16 protein-coding genes are annotated in these 14,555 nt (G+C 60.9%); 8 read left to right on the top strand and 8 right to left on the bottom strand.

Annotation, left to right across the window (positions count from 1 at the left end):
* The first annotated feature begins 17 nt into the window (after nucleotides 1-17).
* Genes paaC through paaE form a run of 3 tightly spaced genes read left to right on the top strand, consistent with a single transcriptional unit; the run spans nucleotide 18 to nucleotide 2,379 of the window.
* A complete protein-coding gene (paaC, locus tag AC1Q67_RS20075) occupies nucleotides 18-794 on the top strand; it encodes a 1,2-phenylacetyl-CoA epoxidase subunit PaaC (RefSeq protein WP_492236623.1) in 777 nt (258 codons plus the stop codon).
* Nucleotides 788-1,288, top strand: coding sequence for a 1,2-phenylacetyl-CoA epoxidase subunit PaaD (paaD, locus tag AC1Q67_RS20080; RefSeq protein WP_492236622.1), 501 nt, complete (start codon nucleotides 788-790; stop codon nucleotides 1,286-1,288). Before paaC ends, paaD begins: the two co-directional genes overlap by 7 nt.
* A gap of 11 nt (nucleotides 1,289-1,299) precedes the next feature.
* Nucleotides 1,300-2,379, top strand: a complete 1,080-nt coding sequence (gene paaE, locus AC1Q67_RS20085; RefSeq protein WP_492236621.1) for a 1,2-phenylacetyl-CoA epoxidase subunit PaaE — start codon at nucleotides 1,300-1,302, stop codon at nucleotides 2,377-2,379.
* A gap of 1 nt (nucleotide 2,380) precedes the next feature.
* Here paaE and AC1Q67_RS20090 read toward each other — a convergent pair whose 3' ends face one another.
* The 8 genes from AC1Q67_RS20090 to paaG are packed head-to-tail and all read right to left on the bottom strand — an operon-like array spanning nucleotide 2,381 to nucleotide 9,771.
* The gene (locus AC1Q67_RS20090; protein ID WP_024577843.1) at nucleotides 2,381-2,806 is read right to left on the bottom strand and encodes a PaaI family thioesterase; all 426 of its coding nucleotides are present in this window, start codon (nucleotides 2,804-2,806) and stop codon (nucleotides 2,381-2,383) included.
* 22 nt (nucleotides 2,807-2,828) lie between these two features.
* A complete protein-coding gene (locus tag AC1Q67_RS20095; RefSeq protein WP_492236619.1) occupies nucleotides 2,829-4,094 on the bottom strand; it encodes a cytochrome P450 in 1,266 nt (421 codons plus the stop codon).
* Nucleotides 4,095-4,108: 14 nt separating this feature from the next.
* Nucleotides 4,109-4,414 (bottom strand): EthD family reductase, encoded by a 306-nt coding sequence (locus tag AC1Q67_RS20100; RefSeq protein ID WP_492236618.1) that lies wholly within the window; start codon nucleotides 4,412-4,414, stop codon nucleotides 4,109-4,111.
* Nucleotides 4,415-4,437: 23 nt separating this feature from the next.
* A complete protein-coding gene (paaZ, locus tag AC1Q67_RS20105; RefSeq protein ID WP_492236617.1) occupies nucleotides 4,438-6,471 on the bottom strand; it encodes a phenylacetic acid degradation bifunctional protein PaaZ in 2,034 nt (677 codons plus the stop codon).
* A 48-nt stretch (nucleotides 6,472-6,519) separates the two neighbouring features.
* On the bottom strand, nucleotides 6,520-7,155 hold the full coding sequence (locus tag AC1Q67_RS20110) for a TetR/AcrR family transcriptional regulator (RefSeq protein ID WP_492236616.1): 636 nt from the start codon (nucleotides 7,153-7,155) through the stop codon (nucleotides 6,520-6,522).
* Between the two features lie 8 nt (nucleotides 7,156-7,163).
* The gene (gene paaK, locus AC1Q67_RS20115; RefSeq protein ID WP_492236615.1) at nucleotides 7,164-8,495 is read right to left on the bottom strand and encodes a phenylacetate--CoA ligase PaaK; all 1,332 of its coding nucleotides are present in this window, start codon (nucleotides 8,493-8,495) and stop codon (nucleotides 7,164-7,166) included.
* Nucleotides 8,496-8,500: 5 nt separating this feature from the next.
* Entirely contained in the window at nucleotides 8,501-8,980 is a 480-nt protein-coding gene (gene paaI / locus AC1Q67_RS20120) for a hydroxyphenylacetyl-CoA thioesterase PaaI (RefSeq protein WP_492237152.1), read from the bottom strand.
* Nucleotides 8,981-8,982: 2 nt separating this feature from the next.
* Nucleotides 8,983-9,771, bottom strand: coding sequence for a 2-(1,2-epoxy-1,2-dihydrophenyl)acetyl-CoA isomerase PaaG (paaG, locus tag AC1Q67_RS20125; RefSeq protein WP_492236614.1), 789 nt, complete (start codon nucleotides 9,769-9,771; stop codon nucleotides 8,983-8,985).
* 187 nt (nucleotides 9,772-9,958) lie between these two features.
* Here paaG and AC1Q67_RS20130 point away from each other — a divergent pair, with 187 nt between their 5' ends.
* The 5 genes from AC1Q67_RS20130 to AC1Q67_RS20150 all read left to right on the top strand — a co-directional run bounded on the left by AC1Q67_RS20130 (nucleotide 9,959) and on the right by AC1Q67_RS20150 (nucleotide 14,551).
* A complete protein-coding gene (locus tag AC1Q67_RS20130; RefSeq protein WP_492236613.1) occupies nucleotides 9,959-11,125 on the top strand; it encodes an ABC transporter substrate-binding protein in 1,167 nt (388 codons plus the stop codon).
* Nucleotides 11,126-11,251: 126 nt separating this feature from the next.
* Complete coding sequence (locus tag AC1Q67_RS20135) at nucleotides 11,252-12,124, top strand: branched-chain amino acid ABC transporter permease (RefSeq protein ID WP_492236612.1); 873 nt, start codon at nucleotides 11,252-11,254, stop codon at nucleotides 12,122-12,124.
* Between the two features lie 3 nt (nucleotides 12,125-12,127).
* Entirely contained in the window at nucleotides 12,128-13,075 is a 948-nt protein-coding gene (locus tag AC1Q67_RS20140) for a branched-chain amino acid ABC transporter permease (protein ID WP_492236611.1), read from the top strand.
* Nucleotides 13,072-13,854 carry an ABC transporter ATP-binding protein gene (locus tag AC1Q67_RS20145; RefSeq protein WP_492236610.1) on the top strand — a complete coding sequence of 261 codons (783 nt, stop codon included), beginning with the start codon at nucleotides 13,072-13,074 and terminating at the stop codon, nucleotides 13,852-13,854. The genes AC1Q67_RS20140 and AC1Q67_RS20145 overlap by 4 nt, the downstream gene beginning before the upstream one ends.
* Nucleotides 13,847-14,551, top strand: a complete 705-nt coding sequence (locus tag AC1Q67_RS20150) for an ABC transporter ATP-binding protein (RefSeq protein ID WP_024577855.1) — start codon at nucleotides 13,847-13,849, stop codon at nucleotides 14,549-14,551. Before AC1Q67_RS20145 ends, AC1Q67_RS20150 begins: the two co-directional genes overlap by 8 nt.
* The last annotated feature ends 4 nt before the right edge of the window (nucleotides 14,552-14,555 follow it).

Here is a 14,555-nt window from a genome sequence, read left to right on the forward strand (position 1 = left end):
AGCTAGGACATTACGTCATGACCGCTTCTTCGATCAAAGTCACTGAAAGTCCATTGGTCCTCTACGCGCTGCGCCGGGCCGACGACGCGCTGATCCTCGGCCATCGTGTGTCGGAATGGTGCGGTCACGCCCCGATGCTGGAAGAGGACATGGCGCTGGCCAATATGGGTCTCGACCTGATAGGGCAGGCGCGCGAACTCTACACCTACGCCGCCAAGGTCGAAGACGCGGGTAACGACGAGGACAGGCTCGCCTATCTGCGTGATGTGCGCCAGTACCGCAATCTGCTGCTTGTGGAACAACCGAACGGTGATTTCGCGCGCACCATCACGCGGCAATTCTTCTATTCGGCTTTTGCCGATCCGTATTGGCGCGCGATGATGAACTCGAAAGATGCGACGCTGGCCGCGATTGCCGCGAAGTCCGAGAAGGAAAGCGCGTATCACTTGCGCCACACTTCGGAATGGATGATCCGCCTCGGCGACGGCACCGACGAGAGCCATCGCCGCGCACAGACCGCGATTGATGACCTTTGGGCTTTCACGGGCGAACTGTTCCATGCCGACCAGAGCGACGCGGAACTGATTTCCTCCGGCATTGCGATCGATCCCGAAACCCTGCGAGGTATTTGGGCCGACACCGTTTCCAATGTTCTCGGCGTTGCGACGCTCAAGCGTCCGTCAAGCGACTGGATGCAGAAGGGCGGCCGCTCCGGCAATCACACGGAGCACCTTGGGCATCTGCTCAGCGAACTGCAATCGATGCAACGAACCTTTCCGAACGCGACATGGTAGCCGCAAGCACCAGCCATGATCTTCGCCAGACGGCATGGAATGCCGCAGCGCAGGTGGTCGACCCGGAGATTCCGGTTTTGACCATCGCGGATCTTGGTGTGCTGCGCGATGTCACGGTGACGGACGGCACGGTCGAAGTTGCCATCACGCCGACCTATTCCGGCTGTCCGGCAATGAACATGATCGCGCTCGAAATCGAACTGGCGCTGGAGCGCAAAGGCATCCGCAATTCGAAGGTGCGCACAGTGCTCTCGCCCGCCTGGACGACGGACTGGATGAGCGAGCAGGGCCGCCGGAAGCTGAAGGAGTATGGCATTGCGCCGCCGCAAGCCGGTGGTGGCCGCCGTGCGCTATTCGGCGAGCAGGAAGTCGCCTGTCCGCAGTGCGGCTCCGTGAATACCGAAGTACTTTCCGAATTCGGCTCGACGTCCTGCAAGGCGCTGTGGCGCTGCAAGGCCTGCCGGGAGCCGTTCGACTATTTCAAATGCCATTGAGCGAGGCTGTAATGTCGCATGTTCCGAAATTCCATCGTCTGGCGGTGGCGGACCTGAGGCGCGAGACCGCCGATGCGGTCTCAATGACGTTTGCCATTCCAGGCGAACTGGCCGGCGATTACGCCTTCGCGCCGGGACAATATCTGACGCTGCGCACGACCATGGATGGTGAGGAAGTCCGGCGCTCGTATTCGATTTGCTCGAGCCCTGACGATCATGAACTCCGTATTGCCGTCAAAAAGGTCGATGGCGGCACGTTCTCTAGCTGGGCGCTTGATGAATTGAAGTCCGGCGACGAGCTGGACGTGATGACACCTACCGGCCGCTTCGGTGTGGCGCATGCGCCGGATCAGGCGCGCATCCATGTCGGCTTTGCCGCCGGCTCCGGCATCACGCCGATCATGTCCATTGTGCGCGGCATTCTCGCGCGCGAACCCAACAGCCGCTTTTTTCTGTTCTACGGCAATCGGACCACCAATGGCATCCTATTCCGGGAAGCGCTGGAAGAGCTGAAGGATCGCTTTATGGGGCGCCTGTCGGTGTTCCATGTGCTGTCGCAGGAAGAGCAGGACCTGCCCATTCTTTATGGTCGCCTCGACCGCGAGAAAGTCGAGGTATTGCTGCGTGCGATGGTGCCTGCGGCAGCGGTCGATCATGTGTTCGTCTGTGGTCCCCTCGCCATGAGCGAAGAGATTGAGGCGACCTGTCTTGATTGCGGCATTCCCAAGGAACGCCTTCACGTCGAGCGCTTTGTGTCGGAATTCGGCGGCAAGCCGCGGCCGAAGGTTCAGGTCGCGCCGGAAGCACCTCCCAAAGCTGTTGCGTCACTGATCGTGGACGGTAAGCGCAAGGATGTGCCGATTGCTGAGGGTGAGGTTATCCTCGACGCCGCGCTGCGTGCGGGCATGGACTTGCCTTACGCATGCAAGGGCGGCATGTGCTCGACATGCCGTGCGAAGGTCGTCGAAGGCGAAGTGACGATGGACGTGAACTATTCGCTCGAGCCCTGGGAGCTCGAAGCAGGCTTTGTGCTCACCTGCCAGGCCCATCCGGTCTCAAGTCGTGTCGTGGTCGATTACGACCAGATGTAATTTATTTGGCGTCGCGCATGAGCGCGTAGGCCGTCTGCGCCATCGCGACAGGCCGTTCGTCGCCATCGGTTCGCAGCGTGATGCTGCCAAAGGCCATGGTCTTGCCCAGCCTCACCACGCGGGCTTCCGCCAGAACGTCCGCGCGCATCGCGGGGCGCATGAAGTGGATGCTCTGATCCACCGTGGTCATCGGGAAATAGCCACCGGCTGCCGACGCGACAGCGATGATCATCGCAGTATCGGCAAAGCTCATTAGCGCCTGTCCGCAGACCACGCCGTTATCGCGACAGAGCTTCTCCGAAAAGCGCATCCGCAGCACTGCTTCGTCGGCAGTGACGCTTTCCACGGTGAGGTCCAAATCCTGCACCCATGGTGCAGGAGCTGATTTCAAAAGCTCAAGGGCGGCGGTCTTGTCGAACGTCGTCATGCAAAATTCCTGATCTGGATGTTTAGGCGAGTGTAACGGGAAGCGTTGTGAAACCACGAAACCGCACGCGCCTTGCACGATGCGCCGGGCCAGCGGCTGTAAAGTTCGGGAAGCGAGCAAGGAAACGGCCAATCGCGATGCGGCCTTCGAGGCGGGCGAGGGTGAGGCCGACGCAGGCGTGTGCACCGGATGCGAAGGCGAGATGGCGGTTTGGCGCGCGGGTAATGTCGAGGCGCTCCGGTTCGGCGAATACCTCCGGATCGCGATTGGCCGCGCCGATGCAGAGCGTAATGAGGGCTCCCTCCGGGAGTGTGACGCCGTCGATCTCGGCATCCCGAACCACGCGGCGATTGCCGAGCTGGTTTGAACTCTCAAAGCGCAGGAATTCTTCAACCGCCGTCTTGATGAGTGAGGGGTCATCGATCAGGCGTTGCCGTTGATCCGGAAACCGCAGCAGCAATTCAAGTCCATTTCCGATCAGGTTGGTGGTGGTCTCGTGACCGGCGTTCAAAATGAAAATGCAGTTCTGCAGAAGCTCGATTTCGCCAAGCTTGTCGCCGCTTGTCTCGCCCTGAATCAGGCGCGTCAGAACATCGTGCTCGGCATTACCGGGGCGCGCGCGGCGATCGGCAACGAGGCGACGGAGATAATCGAGAAATTCCCCGACGGCTTGTTCGCCACGTGCCTGAATTTCTTCCGTGAGGAACGGCTCCAGCGCGCCAAGGATCGCCAGCGACCAGCCGCGCAGCGGTGCGCGGTCTTCGTGAGGAATAGCCAGCAGGTTGCCGATCACCTCGACCGGGATGGCGGAGGCGAAGTCTTCAATGAGATCGGCCTTGCCTTGCGCCTGCATGTTGTCCAGCAGCCGGTCGACGAGGGAGATGAGCCCCGGCTCCATCTCCGTGATGGCGCGCGGATTGAGAGCACCGGCGATCAGGCGGCGAACGCGGGTATGTAGCGGCGGATCATTGAACACCAGGCTCGTAGTGTGATGCTGAAACAGCAGCGAGCCGTCGCCGTACTTCGGCGCGAACTCCACCTTCTTGTCGGAGCTGAAGCGCGTCGTGTCTTTGTAAATCGCTTCGAGATCGCGATGCCGGGTCAGGAACAGCGAGCCGTCCGGCATCTGATGGATCGGATCCGCGGATTGCAGCGCGCGATAGGTCGGGTAGGGATTGTCGTAGAACGCGTCGGGAAGGTCCTTCAGGGAGAAGGCGTGCGCAATTGCGGCGTCCTCGTCTGAAACCGGACGAGGGGCGTGTTGATCGGTATGCGCCGTTGCCGACACGTGCGGTCCTCGGCTTAGAACACGATGTCGTTGATCTGCACCACGGCCTGCGCCTTGGTAAATTTCGGAATATCCGAAAAGATTTCCTTGCCGTGAGCTTTGCCTGCGGCCTTGAAGTCGTCCATCGATCCGAAGGTCAGCAGCGCGGTCATCTGATAATCCGGCGCGCTGCCGTCGGGCTTCGCCACGCCTTTGATCGCCTGCGCGCTTTTGAGCCCGAGCGGGCCCCAGCGGTCCTTCACCAACGGCATGTGTGTCTTGAGATAGTAATCGGTGTCGAATGCTTCTCCGGCCGGATACATCACGGTGACGAGGATCATGGGTTTCTCCCTGGAGGTTATTTTTAGGCCGTTGGCCGGACAGCGTTCATGGTGAGAAGTTCGTAGGTTGCGGCGGACTCGTTCTTGTCAGTGAGGATTTCGACATCCCAGCGCACTTCGCCATACTGCTTGTTGCGCGGAGACTTGTCCTTCGCGGTAAGCCTCACCTTGATGGTTTCGCCCGGCTGGATCGGTTTGATGAAGCGAAGCGAGTCGAGCCCGTAATTCGCCAGCACCGGACCCGGATCCGGATCGACGAACAATCCCGCGGCGAAGGACAGCAGCAGATAGCCATGCGCGACGCGGCCCGGGAAGAACGGGTGACCTTTGGTCGCTTCCTCGTCCATGTGCGCGTAGAAGGTGTCGCCGGTGAAATGGGCGAAGTGCTCGATGTCCTCAAGCGTGATCGTGCGTTCCTTCGAGTAGAAGGTTTGGCCGATATCGAGGTCCTCGAAATGAAACCGGAACGGATGCCGGTCCTTCTCGATGATCGGAGCATTCTTCGTCCAGCTTCCGGTTACGCCGGTCAGCATGCGGGGTGAGCCCTGAAGAGCGGTGCGCTGCATGTAGTGATGCACGCTGCGTACGCCGCCGAGTTCCTCGCCGCCACCCGCTCGTCCGGGGCCGCCATGAACCATTTGCGGCATAGGAGAGCCGTGACCGGTCTGCTCCTTCGCGCAGTCGCGATCGATGATGACAAGCCGTCCGTGGAAGCTGCTGACGCCGAATACGAGGTCCGATGCCACCTTCGGATCATGGGTGTAGACCGACGCCACAAGACTGCCACCGCCGCGATTGGTCAGCGCAATAGCCTCCTCGAGATCGCTGTAGCCCATCACGGTGCTGACCGGGCCAAACGCTTCGACCGAATGAACCCTCGTCGCCTGAATGGGGTTTGCGCAGTGCAGAAGGATAGGTGGCACAAACGCACCGCGAACAACATCCGCGCCCTGAACGTCGAAGTTATCCGGATCACCCGCGACAAGCTGTGCTTCAGTCCGCAATGTCTTGACGTGGCTGAGCACGTCGCGGCGCTGATCGAGGCCGACTACCGGACCCATCCGCACGTTGTCCTGCTCGGGGTTGCCGATCACGACCTTGTCCAAACGCTCGCGCAGCGCTTCGATCACAGGCTCGACATACGCCGACGGCGCGAGCACGCGGCGGATCGCCGTGCACTTCTGTCCGGCCTTGACCGTCATTTCCTTGGCGACTTCCTTGATGAAGAGATCGAACTCCGGCGTTCCGGGGCCGGAATCCGGTGCGAGGATTGCGGCGTTGAGCGAATCCCGTTCGGCGACAAAGCGCACGGCCTCGCGTGCGATTACCGGATGCCGCTGCAGCTTTTCGGATGTATCGGCTGAGCCGGTGAACGACACCACATCCTGGCAGGTCAGGTGATCGAACAGGTCGCCGGTTGAACCGACAATGAACTGGAACGCGCCTTCGGGAAGAATTCCGGATTCCGCGATCATGCGTGCGAGCGCATGGGCGACGTAGGACGTGACAGTCGCTGGTTTCGACACGACAGGAACGCCGGCCAACAGCGCAGGCGCGAGCTTTTCAAGCAGACCCCAGCAGGGGAAGTTGAAGGCGTTGATGTGTACCGCGACGCCCTGCAGCGACGTGATGATGTGTTGCCCGGCGAACGTTCCGCCTTTGCCCATGGGCTCAACAGAACCATCCAGCAGGAAGGTCGAATTCGGGAGGTCGCGCCGGCCTTTCCCGGCGTAGACGAACAGCGTGCCGATGCCGCCATCGACATCGATGAGGTTGTCCGTGCGCGTTGCTCCGGTCTGGAATGAAAGCTTGTAGAGCTGATCCTTCCGCTCGGTCAGATACTGCGCGAGCTTCTTGAGCATATCGGCACGCTGATGGAAGGTCAGCCGCCGGAGGTTCTTTCCGCCTGTGTTGCGGGCGTAGCTGAGGATGCCGTGCATGTCGAGCCCACCGCTGGTGGCCTCGGCAACAACATCGCCAGTGACGGCGCTGCGCACCTCAATAAGATCGCGGCCCGGTGCGGCCCACTGTCCGTTGACGTAGCTGTCGAGTTTCATGGGATCACTTCGATGTTGGGTGCTGGCAGCACCGGGTGAATAATCGGCCTATTCAGCCGCCGCAGTGCGCTTCGATGTCTTGGCGGGCGGCTTGAGCACATTGCGCGCTCCGTCGGAGATCAGCCTGGTGACAATGTCTGCATACTCGTCGCGGCTGACCGAACCTGTGCTTTTGAACCAGAGGTAGTGCCAGTTCACCATGCCGAACAGCGACATCGTAACCGGCGTGAGCATCTTCGTGCCTTTGAGATGAGGCGCGACACCGGCCACAGCGGCGGAAAAAATTCGAACGAGGTCGCGCTCCATGGCTTTGAGCTTGGCCTGTCGCTCCGCAGGGAGAAACCGCATGCTGCTGATCTGGACGTTGTGCTGTGAATCGGCATCCCGGTAGGCTTCCAGCAACGCAGCTATCAGGCCACGTAGTCTTGCTTCCGGCGCAGCGCCCGGATCATCCGCGGTCTCGACCACCTCGAGCAGCTCCTCGAGATGAAAGCGAATGACGTCGAACAGCAGTCCTTCCTTGTCCTTGTAGTAATGATAGAGATTGGCCTTGGACACGCCGCAGGCTTCAGCGATCTTGTTCATCGAGGCACGGTCGTAACCGTGCGCCGAGAAAAGCTCTGCGGAGCGATCCAGGATCGCCTGTCGTTTGTCGTCGTAATCGTTGGCGCGGCTGCGTGCCATGAGACGCTTTATTCCTTTGGCCGTTTGTCAATGACACGCTTGGCCTTGCCGACCGAACGCTCGATGCTTCCGGGATCAAGTACGGTGACGCGCGCCGTGATGCCGATGGTGTCCTTCACCGACAGGGCCAACTGCTTCGTGGCTGCTTCGCGCGCGGGAAAGCTTGCGTCGGGCCGCGCCTCGACCTGGATTTCCATGTTGTCCATGCGGCCGTCGCGGGTGAGAACGAGCTGGTAGTGCAGCGACAGATCGTGAATCGCGAGCAGCTTTTCCTCAATCTGCGTCGGGAATACGTTGACGCCACGAATGATCATCATATCGTCGGAGCGGCCGGTGACCTTCTCCATGCGACGCAGCGAGCGCGCCGTCCCCGGCAGCAATCGCGTCAGGTCACGCGTCCGGTAACGGATCACGGGCATGGCTTCTTTGGTCAGCGATGTGAAGACAAGTTCGCCTTTCTCGCCGTCGGGCAGCACTTCGCCGGTCACCGGATTGATGACTTCGGGATAGAAATGGTCTTCCCAGATGTGGAGACCGTCTTTCGTCTCAACGCATTCGCTGGCGACGCCGGGGCCCATCACCTCGGACAGGCCATAGATGTCGACGGCGTGCAGGTCGAATGCTTCCTCGATTTCCTCGCGCATCGCGTTGGTCCACGGCTCGGCACCGAAAATGCCGATGCGCAACGATGACTTGCGTGGATCGAGGCCCTGTTTCCTGAATTCATCGAGGATCGCCAGCATGTAGGAGGGCGTCACCATGATGACTTCGGGCTTGAAATCGTTGATGAGCTGAACCTGACGCTCGGTCATGCCGCCGGAGATGGGAATGACGGTGCAGCCGAGGCGCTCCGCGCCGTAATGCGCGCCAAGGCCGCCGGTGAACAGGCCATATCCATAGGCGATATGGACCTTCATCCCGGCGCGGCCACCTGCGGCACGGATCGAGCGCGCGACCACGTCGCTCCACGTGTCGATATCGCGCTTGGTGTATCCGACAACTGTTGGCTTTCCGGTCGTGCCGGACGAGGCGTGGATGCGCGCGACCTTGGTTTCAGGGACGGCGAACATTCCGAAGGGGTAGTTGTCGCGCAGGTCGGTCTTGATCGTGAACGGAAACTTCGCGAGATCCTCAAGGTTCTTGAACGAGTCCGGCCGGACTCCCGCAGCATCGAACTTGGCGCGATAGTGCGGCACATTCTCGTAGGCGTGACGCAGTGACCATGCCAGCCGTTCGCGCTGAAGCGCGCGAATCTCGTCGCGGGATGCCACCTCGTGAGGATCAAGCTCCGTCCGTTCGGGGGTCAGCCGATCGAGCTTGCGCAGCGGAATCTGAAGCAATGGTCTCACTCCTGGTCTTGCCTGGTTTCTTGTTGAGTGCCGTCCGCGAGCAGGCGGCCTGAAATCGTTCGTGAATGCCCGCGAAATTCCGCAACCACCACGTTGCGGCTGTCGCGTACCGTCACGTCATAGATGCCGCCACGTCCGGCGCGGCTGCGTTCAACCGCGTGTGCCGTCAGCGTCTCGCCTTCATGAACCGCCTGAAGAAACGTCACCGCGCATTGCTGCGCGACGGTGCGCTGGTCGTACGTGTTGCAGGCAAATGCGAACGTCGAATCCGCAAGGGTGAAGATGAAGCCGCCGTGACAAATGCCGTGGCCGTTCGTCATATCCTTGCGGACCGTCATCGAGATAACTGCTTCGCCGGGGGCGACCCGTTGAAGGTTCATCCCAAGTCCCTTGCTCGCCCGATCATCGAGCCACATGGCCTTTGCGCAGGCTTCGGCGATGGCATGTGGGTCTGAGGCGTTGGCGTGTGCATCCATCATTAGCTTCCCGTGAAATGAGGCGCACGCTTTTCCAGAAACGCGGTAACGCCTTCAGCGAAATCCGATCCGCGCCCGGCCCGACCCTGAAGATCGCGTTCGAGATCCAGCTGCTGCGCAAGCGTGTTGGTTTCGGATGCGTCGAGCGCCTGTTTGGTCAGGGCGAGGGCGCCCGTGGGCTGTTTGGCGAGATGGGCTGCGAGACGATGCGCCTCTGTCATCAGATTGGCATCGTCGATGGTCTTCCAGATCATGCCCCAGGCTTCGGCCTGCTCGGCGGTTACCGGTTCAGCCAGCATGGCCAGTGCTCGCGCACGCGCGTTGCCCGCAAGGCGCGGCAGAAACCATGTGCCGCCGCAATCCGGCACCAGCGCGATCTTAGAGAATGCCTGGATGAACTTGGCCGAGCGCGCCGCCAGAACGATATCGCAAGCAAATGCAATATTGGCTCCGCCGCCTGCGGCAACGCCGTTCACCGCACACACGATCGGCAGCGGCAACTTTCTCAACCTGAGAATGAGGGGATTGTAGTTCTTGTCCAGCGTCACCGTGAGATCAGGCTTTTGTCCGGGCTTGAATTCAACTTCGGACAAATCCTGTCCCGCGCAAAATCCGCGTCCGGAGCCGGTCAGGATCAGCGCGCGACATTTCGTATCAGCCTCGGCATCATTCAACGCCGCGTTCAACGCTGTGTGTACACTCTGGTTGAACGAGTTGAGGCTGTCGGGCCTGTTGAGCGTGATGACACGATATCCGTCGCAGACCTCGGTCAAGACCAGATCGTTGTTCACACAGTCCTCCCGTTGGCTTCTTGGTCAGCCATTGGAGGGTAGATTACTATTGACCAACCGTTCGGTCAATTATATTGATGGCTAGAAGCGATGATAGTTGCACTTGAAACTATTGTCGCTCTGTGGTTGGAAACATGCCGGGGTAAGCTCTCAAAAAATCGAGCGCCCATCATTCAGGGAGGGAACTGTGAAACCAGCATCAGCATTGGGATTCTTGTTGGCGGCCGGCGTTGCCGGTTTGACGTTCAGCGGCGCCGCGCATGCGCAGCAGACCGTGAAGATCGGTTCCGTTCTATCTGTCACGGGCCCGGCGTCGTTTCTCGGAGAGCCTGAGGATAAGACGCTGCGAATGTATGTCGACAAGATCAACGCAGCCGGCGGCATCAACGGCAAGAAGGTCGAACTCATCGTTTATGATGACGGCGGCGATGCCAACAAGGCGCGCACATTCGCAACCCGCCTGATCGAGGACGACAAGGTTGTCGCAATGGCGGGCGGTTCGACCACCGGCACCACCATGGCGATGATCCCTGTGTTCGAGGAAGCCCAGGTTCCGTTCATTTCATTTGGCGGCGCGGTCGAAATTATCGATCCGGTCCGCAAGTACGTCTTCAAGACGCCGCACACCGACAAGATGGCGTGCGAGAAGATTTTCGAAAACCTGAAGCAGCGCAAGCTCACCAACATCGCGATGATCTCGGGTACCGACGGCTTCGGCGCGTCGATGAAGGCCCAGTGCACCAAGGTTGCGCCGAACTACGACATCAAGATCGTCACCGAGGAAAGCTACGGTCCGCGCGACAGCGACATGACCGGCCAGCTCACCAAGATCAAGAACACCCCCGGCGTTCAGGCGATCGTCAATCCTGGCTTCGGGCAGGGACCGGCGATCGTGACCCGCAACTACGCGCAGCTCGGCATGACCGCGACGCCTCTCTATCAGAGCCATGGTGTGGCCTCCAAAAGCTTCATCGAGCTCGCAGGCGCTGCGGCTGAAGGCATCCGCCTGCCGGCGGCGGCGTTGCTGGTTGGCGACAAGTTGCCGGACAGCGATCCGCAGAAGAAGGTCGTTGTCGACTACAAGAAGACGTACGAAGACACCGCGAAGAGCCCGGTCTCGACCTTCGGCGGCCATGCCTATGACGGCCTGTACATCCTCGTCGAAGCCATGAAGCGCGCGGGTTCGAACGATCCGAAGAAGATCCGCGATGAAATCGAAAAGACCAAGGGCTTCGTCGGCACCGGCGGCATCGTCAACATGACGCCGACGGATCATCTCGGCCTCGATCTCTCGGCGTTCCGTATGCTGGAAATCAAGGGCGGCGACTGGACCCTGATCAAGCCCGGCGCATAAGCAAGCCGATACAGACGCTCCCGGACGGTTCGGTCCGATCCATCCGGGAGCTTGTTCTCTGTCTGAATTTATTCGTTTTCGCCGGGAACGGCAGCCATCGGCTGCCATCATGCTCGTGGAGCCGGTATGCCGGAGTTCGTCCAGTTTCTCATTTCCGGACTGACCGTGGGCGCCGTCTACGCTCTGGTCGCTCTCGGCTTCACGCTGGTCTACAACGCCTCCGACGTCGTCAATTTTGCCCAGGGCGAGTTCGTGATGCTGGGCGGAATGGTGACGGTGTTCGCCACCGCCGCCGGTGTTCCGCTTCCGCTTGCCGCACTTCTTGCAGTGGTCGTTTCCATCGTCGTCGGCCTGCTGCTGTATTGGCTCGCGATCGAGCCTGCGCGCGATGCCTCGCCCGTCACGCTGATCATCATCACCATCGGCGCGTCGATCCTGCTGCGGGGCGCAGCGCAAATCCTGTTCGACAAACAGTTCCACAAGCTTCCCAGCATCTCCGGCGACACGCCGGTCCATCTGCTCGGTGCGACTGTTCAGCCGCAGAGCTTCTGGGTGCTCGGCGGTACGGCAGCAATTGTGATCCTGCTGTACGTGTTTCTGGAGCGGACCGTCCTCGGCAAGGCCGTGCTCGCGACTGCCGCGAACCGGCTGGCGGCGCGGCTCGTCGGCATCAACACCGCAACCGTGATGGCGCTGGCTTTCGGCGGATCGGCGGCCATCGGAGCGGTCGCCGGCATTCTCATCACGCCGATCACGCTCACAAGCTACGATGTCGGCACGATGCTCGCGCTGAAGGGATTTGCGGCGGCGATGTTAGGGGGCATGGGCAATCCGCTCGGCGCGGTCGCGGGCGGGCTGTTGCTCGGCCTGCTGGAAGCTTTCGGCGTCGGCTATATCAGTTCGACCTACAAGGACGCGTTCGCCTTCATCGTCATTCTGCTCGTGCTGTTCGCCATGCCGCAAGGCCTGTTCGGCCGGCGGACCGTGGAAAGGGTCTGAGCGGTGCTGCAGAAGATCGGTTATCGCTATCTGATCCTGATCGCACTCGCGGTCGTCGTCGCGGTGCTGCCGCTGATTTTTCCGTCGAGCTACTATTTCCGTGTGGCGTCGCTGGTGTGGGTGTCAGCGCTTGCGGCGATCGGCCTGAACGTCCTGATGGGATCGGCCGGGCAGGTCAGTCTCGGTCATGCGGGGTTCTTCGGAATTGGTGCCTATGCCGTCGCCATCGGTCCCGCGCATTTCGGAATACCGCCATGGGCGGCGCTTCTGCTCGGCTGCATCATCTCGTCATTGCTGGCCTATCTTGTCGGCCGCCCGATCCTGAAACTGAAGGGACATTACCTCGCTATCGCAACGCTTGGTCTCGGTGTGCTAGTAGCGCTCGTGATCACCACGGAGAGCCGCTGGACTGGCGGCCCGGATGGCATGCCTGTGGCGAAACTGGTGCTGTTTGGATGGCGCGTCAGCGGATCGGACACCTGGTATTGGGTGACGGGCGGGCTTCTCATTCTGGGAACGTGGATCGCGCTCAACCTGAACGATACGCCGACGGGGCGTGCTTTCCGCGCATTGCATGACAGCGAGGTCGCGGCGCGCGTCGCCGGCATCAATGTGGCCCGTTTCAAGTTGCAGGCTTTTGTCATTGCCGCCGCCTATGCATCGATCGCGGGCTCGGCCCTTGCGCTCATGAACGGTTTCATCAATCCCGATCAGGCCGGGTTTCTCCACTCCGTGGAAATGGTGACCATGGTGGTGCTCGGGGGGCTAGGGTCGGTCGTCGGCAGCATTGTCGGAGCAGCGGTGCTCATCACATTGCCGCAAGTTCTGACCGTGTTTCAGGAATACGAACATCTGCTGCTCGGCTTCATCATCATTGTGTCGATGATCTTCATGCGTGACGGGATTGTCCCGACGCTGTCGCGCATACTGGCAAAGAGGACGCAGGCATGACGATCCTCGCGGCCAGGGATATCGGAATATCGTTCGGCGGCGTCAAAGCCATCGACGATGTCAGCTTTGCCGTCAGTCCGGGACAGATTCTGTCGATCATCGGGCCGAACGGCGCGGGCAAGACCACGCTGTTCAATATCGTCTCCGGCGTCTACGAGCGCGATCAGGGGCAGGTCGAACTGTCGGGGGAGGATGTCACGGGTCTGACGCCGGACAAGCTTGCGACGCGCGGCCTGTCGCGGACCTTCCAGAACCTCCAGATATTCCAGCGCATGACAGCTGCCGAGAACGTCATGGTCGGCCGTCATTTGCGGGAGCGCTGCAATCTGCTGGCGGATCTGTTTCGGCTGCCGTCAGTGACGCGGCAAAATGCCGAGACGCGGGATGCTGCGCTGGCCTTCCTTGACGATGTGGGATTGCGAAGCAGTGCCGATGTGCCCGCTGGATCGCTGTCCTACGGCGCGTGCAAGCGCCTTGAAATCGCCCGCGCACTGGCCTCCGAACCCCGCGTGCTGCTGCTCGATGAACCCGCAGCGGGCTGCAACGCGGTTGAGACCGAAGAAATCGAGGAGCTTATCCGCCGCGTCGCCGCCAAGGGCATCGCGGTTGTTCTTGTCGAGCACGACATGAAGCTCGTGATGAAGATTTCAAACCACATTCTCGTCCTGAACCGTGGCAAACCAATCGCGGAAGGGAAGCCGCAGGAGGTACGTGACAATCCGGCGGTGCTTGAGGCCTATCTCGGCAAACACGGAGCAAGGGAGGCAGCACGTGCTTGAAGTTGCCAATCTCCGCAGCGCCTATGGCCGGATCGAAGTGTTGCACGGCGTGAATCTTGCCGTGCGGGCCGGGGAGGTGGTCGCGCTGATTGGCTCCAACGGCGCGGGGAAGACGACGCTGCTCCGAGCGCTGTCGGGCGTTCAGCCGGTCACCGCGGGCGAGATCCGTTTTCTGGGAGAGCGTATCGATCGTCTCAAACCGCATCGGCGGGTCGAGCGCGGCATGACGCAGTCGCCCGAAGGCCGCCAGATTTTCGGACCGCTGACCGTAGAGGACAATCTCCGCCTGGGCGCTTACATGCGCCGGGACAAGGACATCGAAAGCGACCGCGACCGCGTGTTCGGCATGTTTCCGATCCTCGCCGAAAAGCGCCGTCAGCTCGCAGGCGGATTGTCCGGCGGTCAGCAGCAGATGCTGGCCATCGGCCGCGCCTTGATGGGCAAACCGAAGCTGCTGCTGCTGGATGAACCATCGCTCGGTCTGTCGCCGACGCTTGTGGATCAGATCCTCGCTGCGATCGTGTCACTCCGGAAAGAGGGCGTGACCGTTCTGCTTGTTGAGCAGAATGCCAGCGCTGCGCTTGAGATCGCTGACCGCGGCTATGTGCTGGAGACCGGCAAAGTCGCGCTGGAAGGTGACGGCGCGACGCTGCTGTCGGACCCGAAGGTGAAGGCCGCGTATCTCGGTGCCGCCTGAGCCA

This window comes from Afipia sp. GW823-FHT06G09, assembly GCF_058794875.1.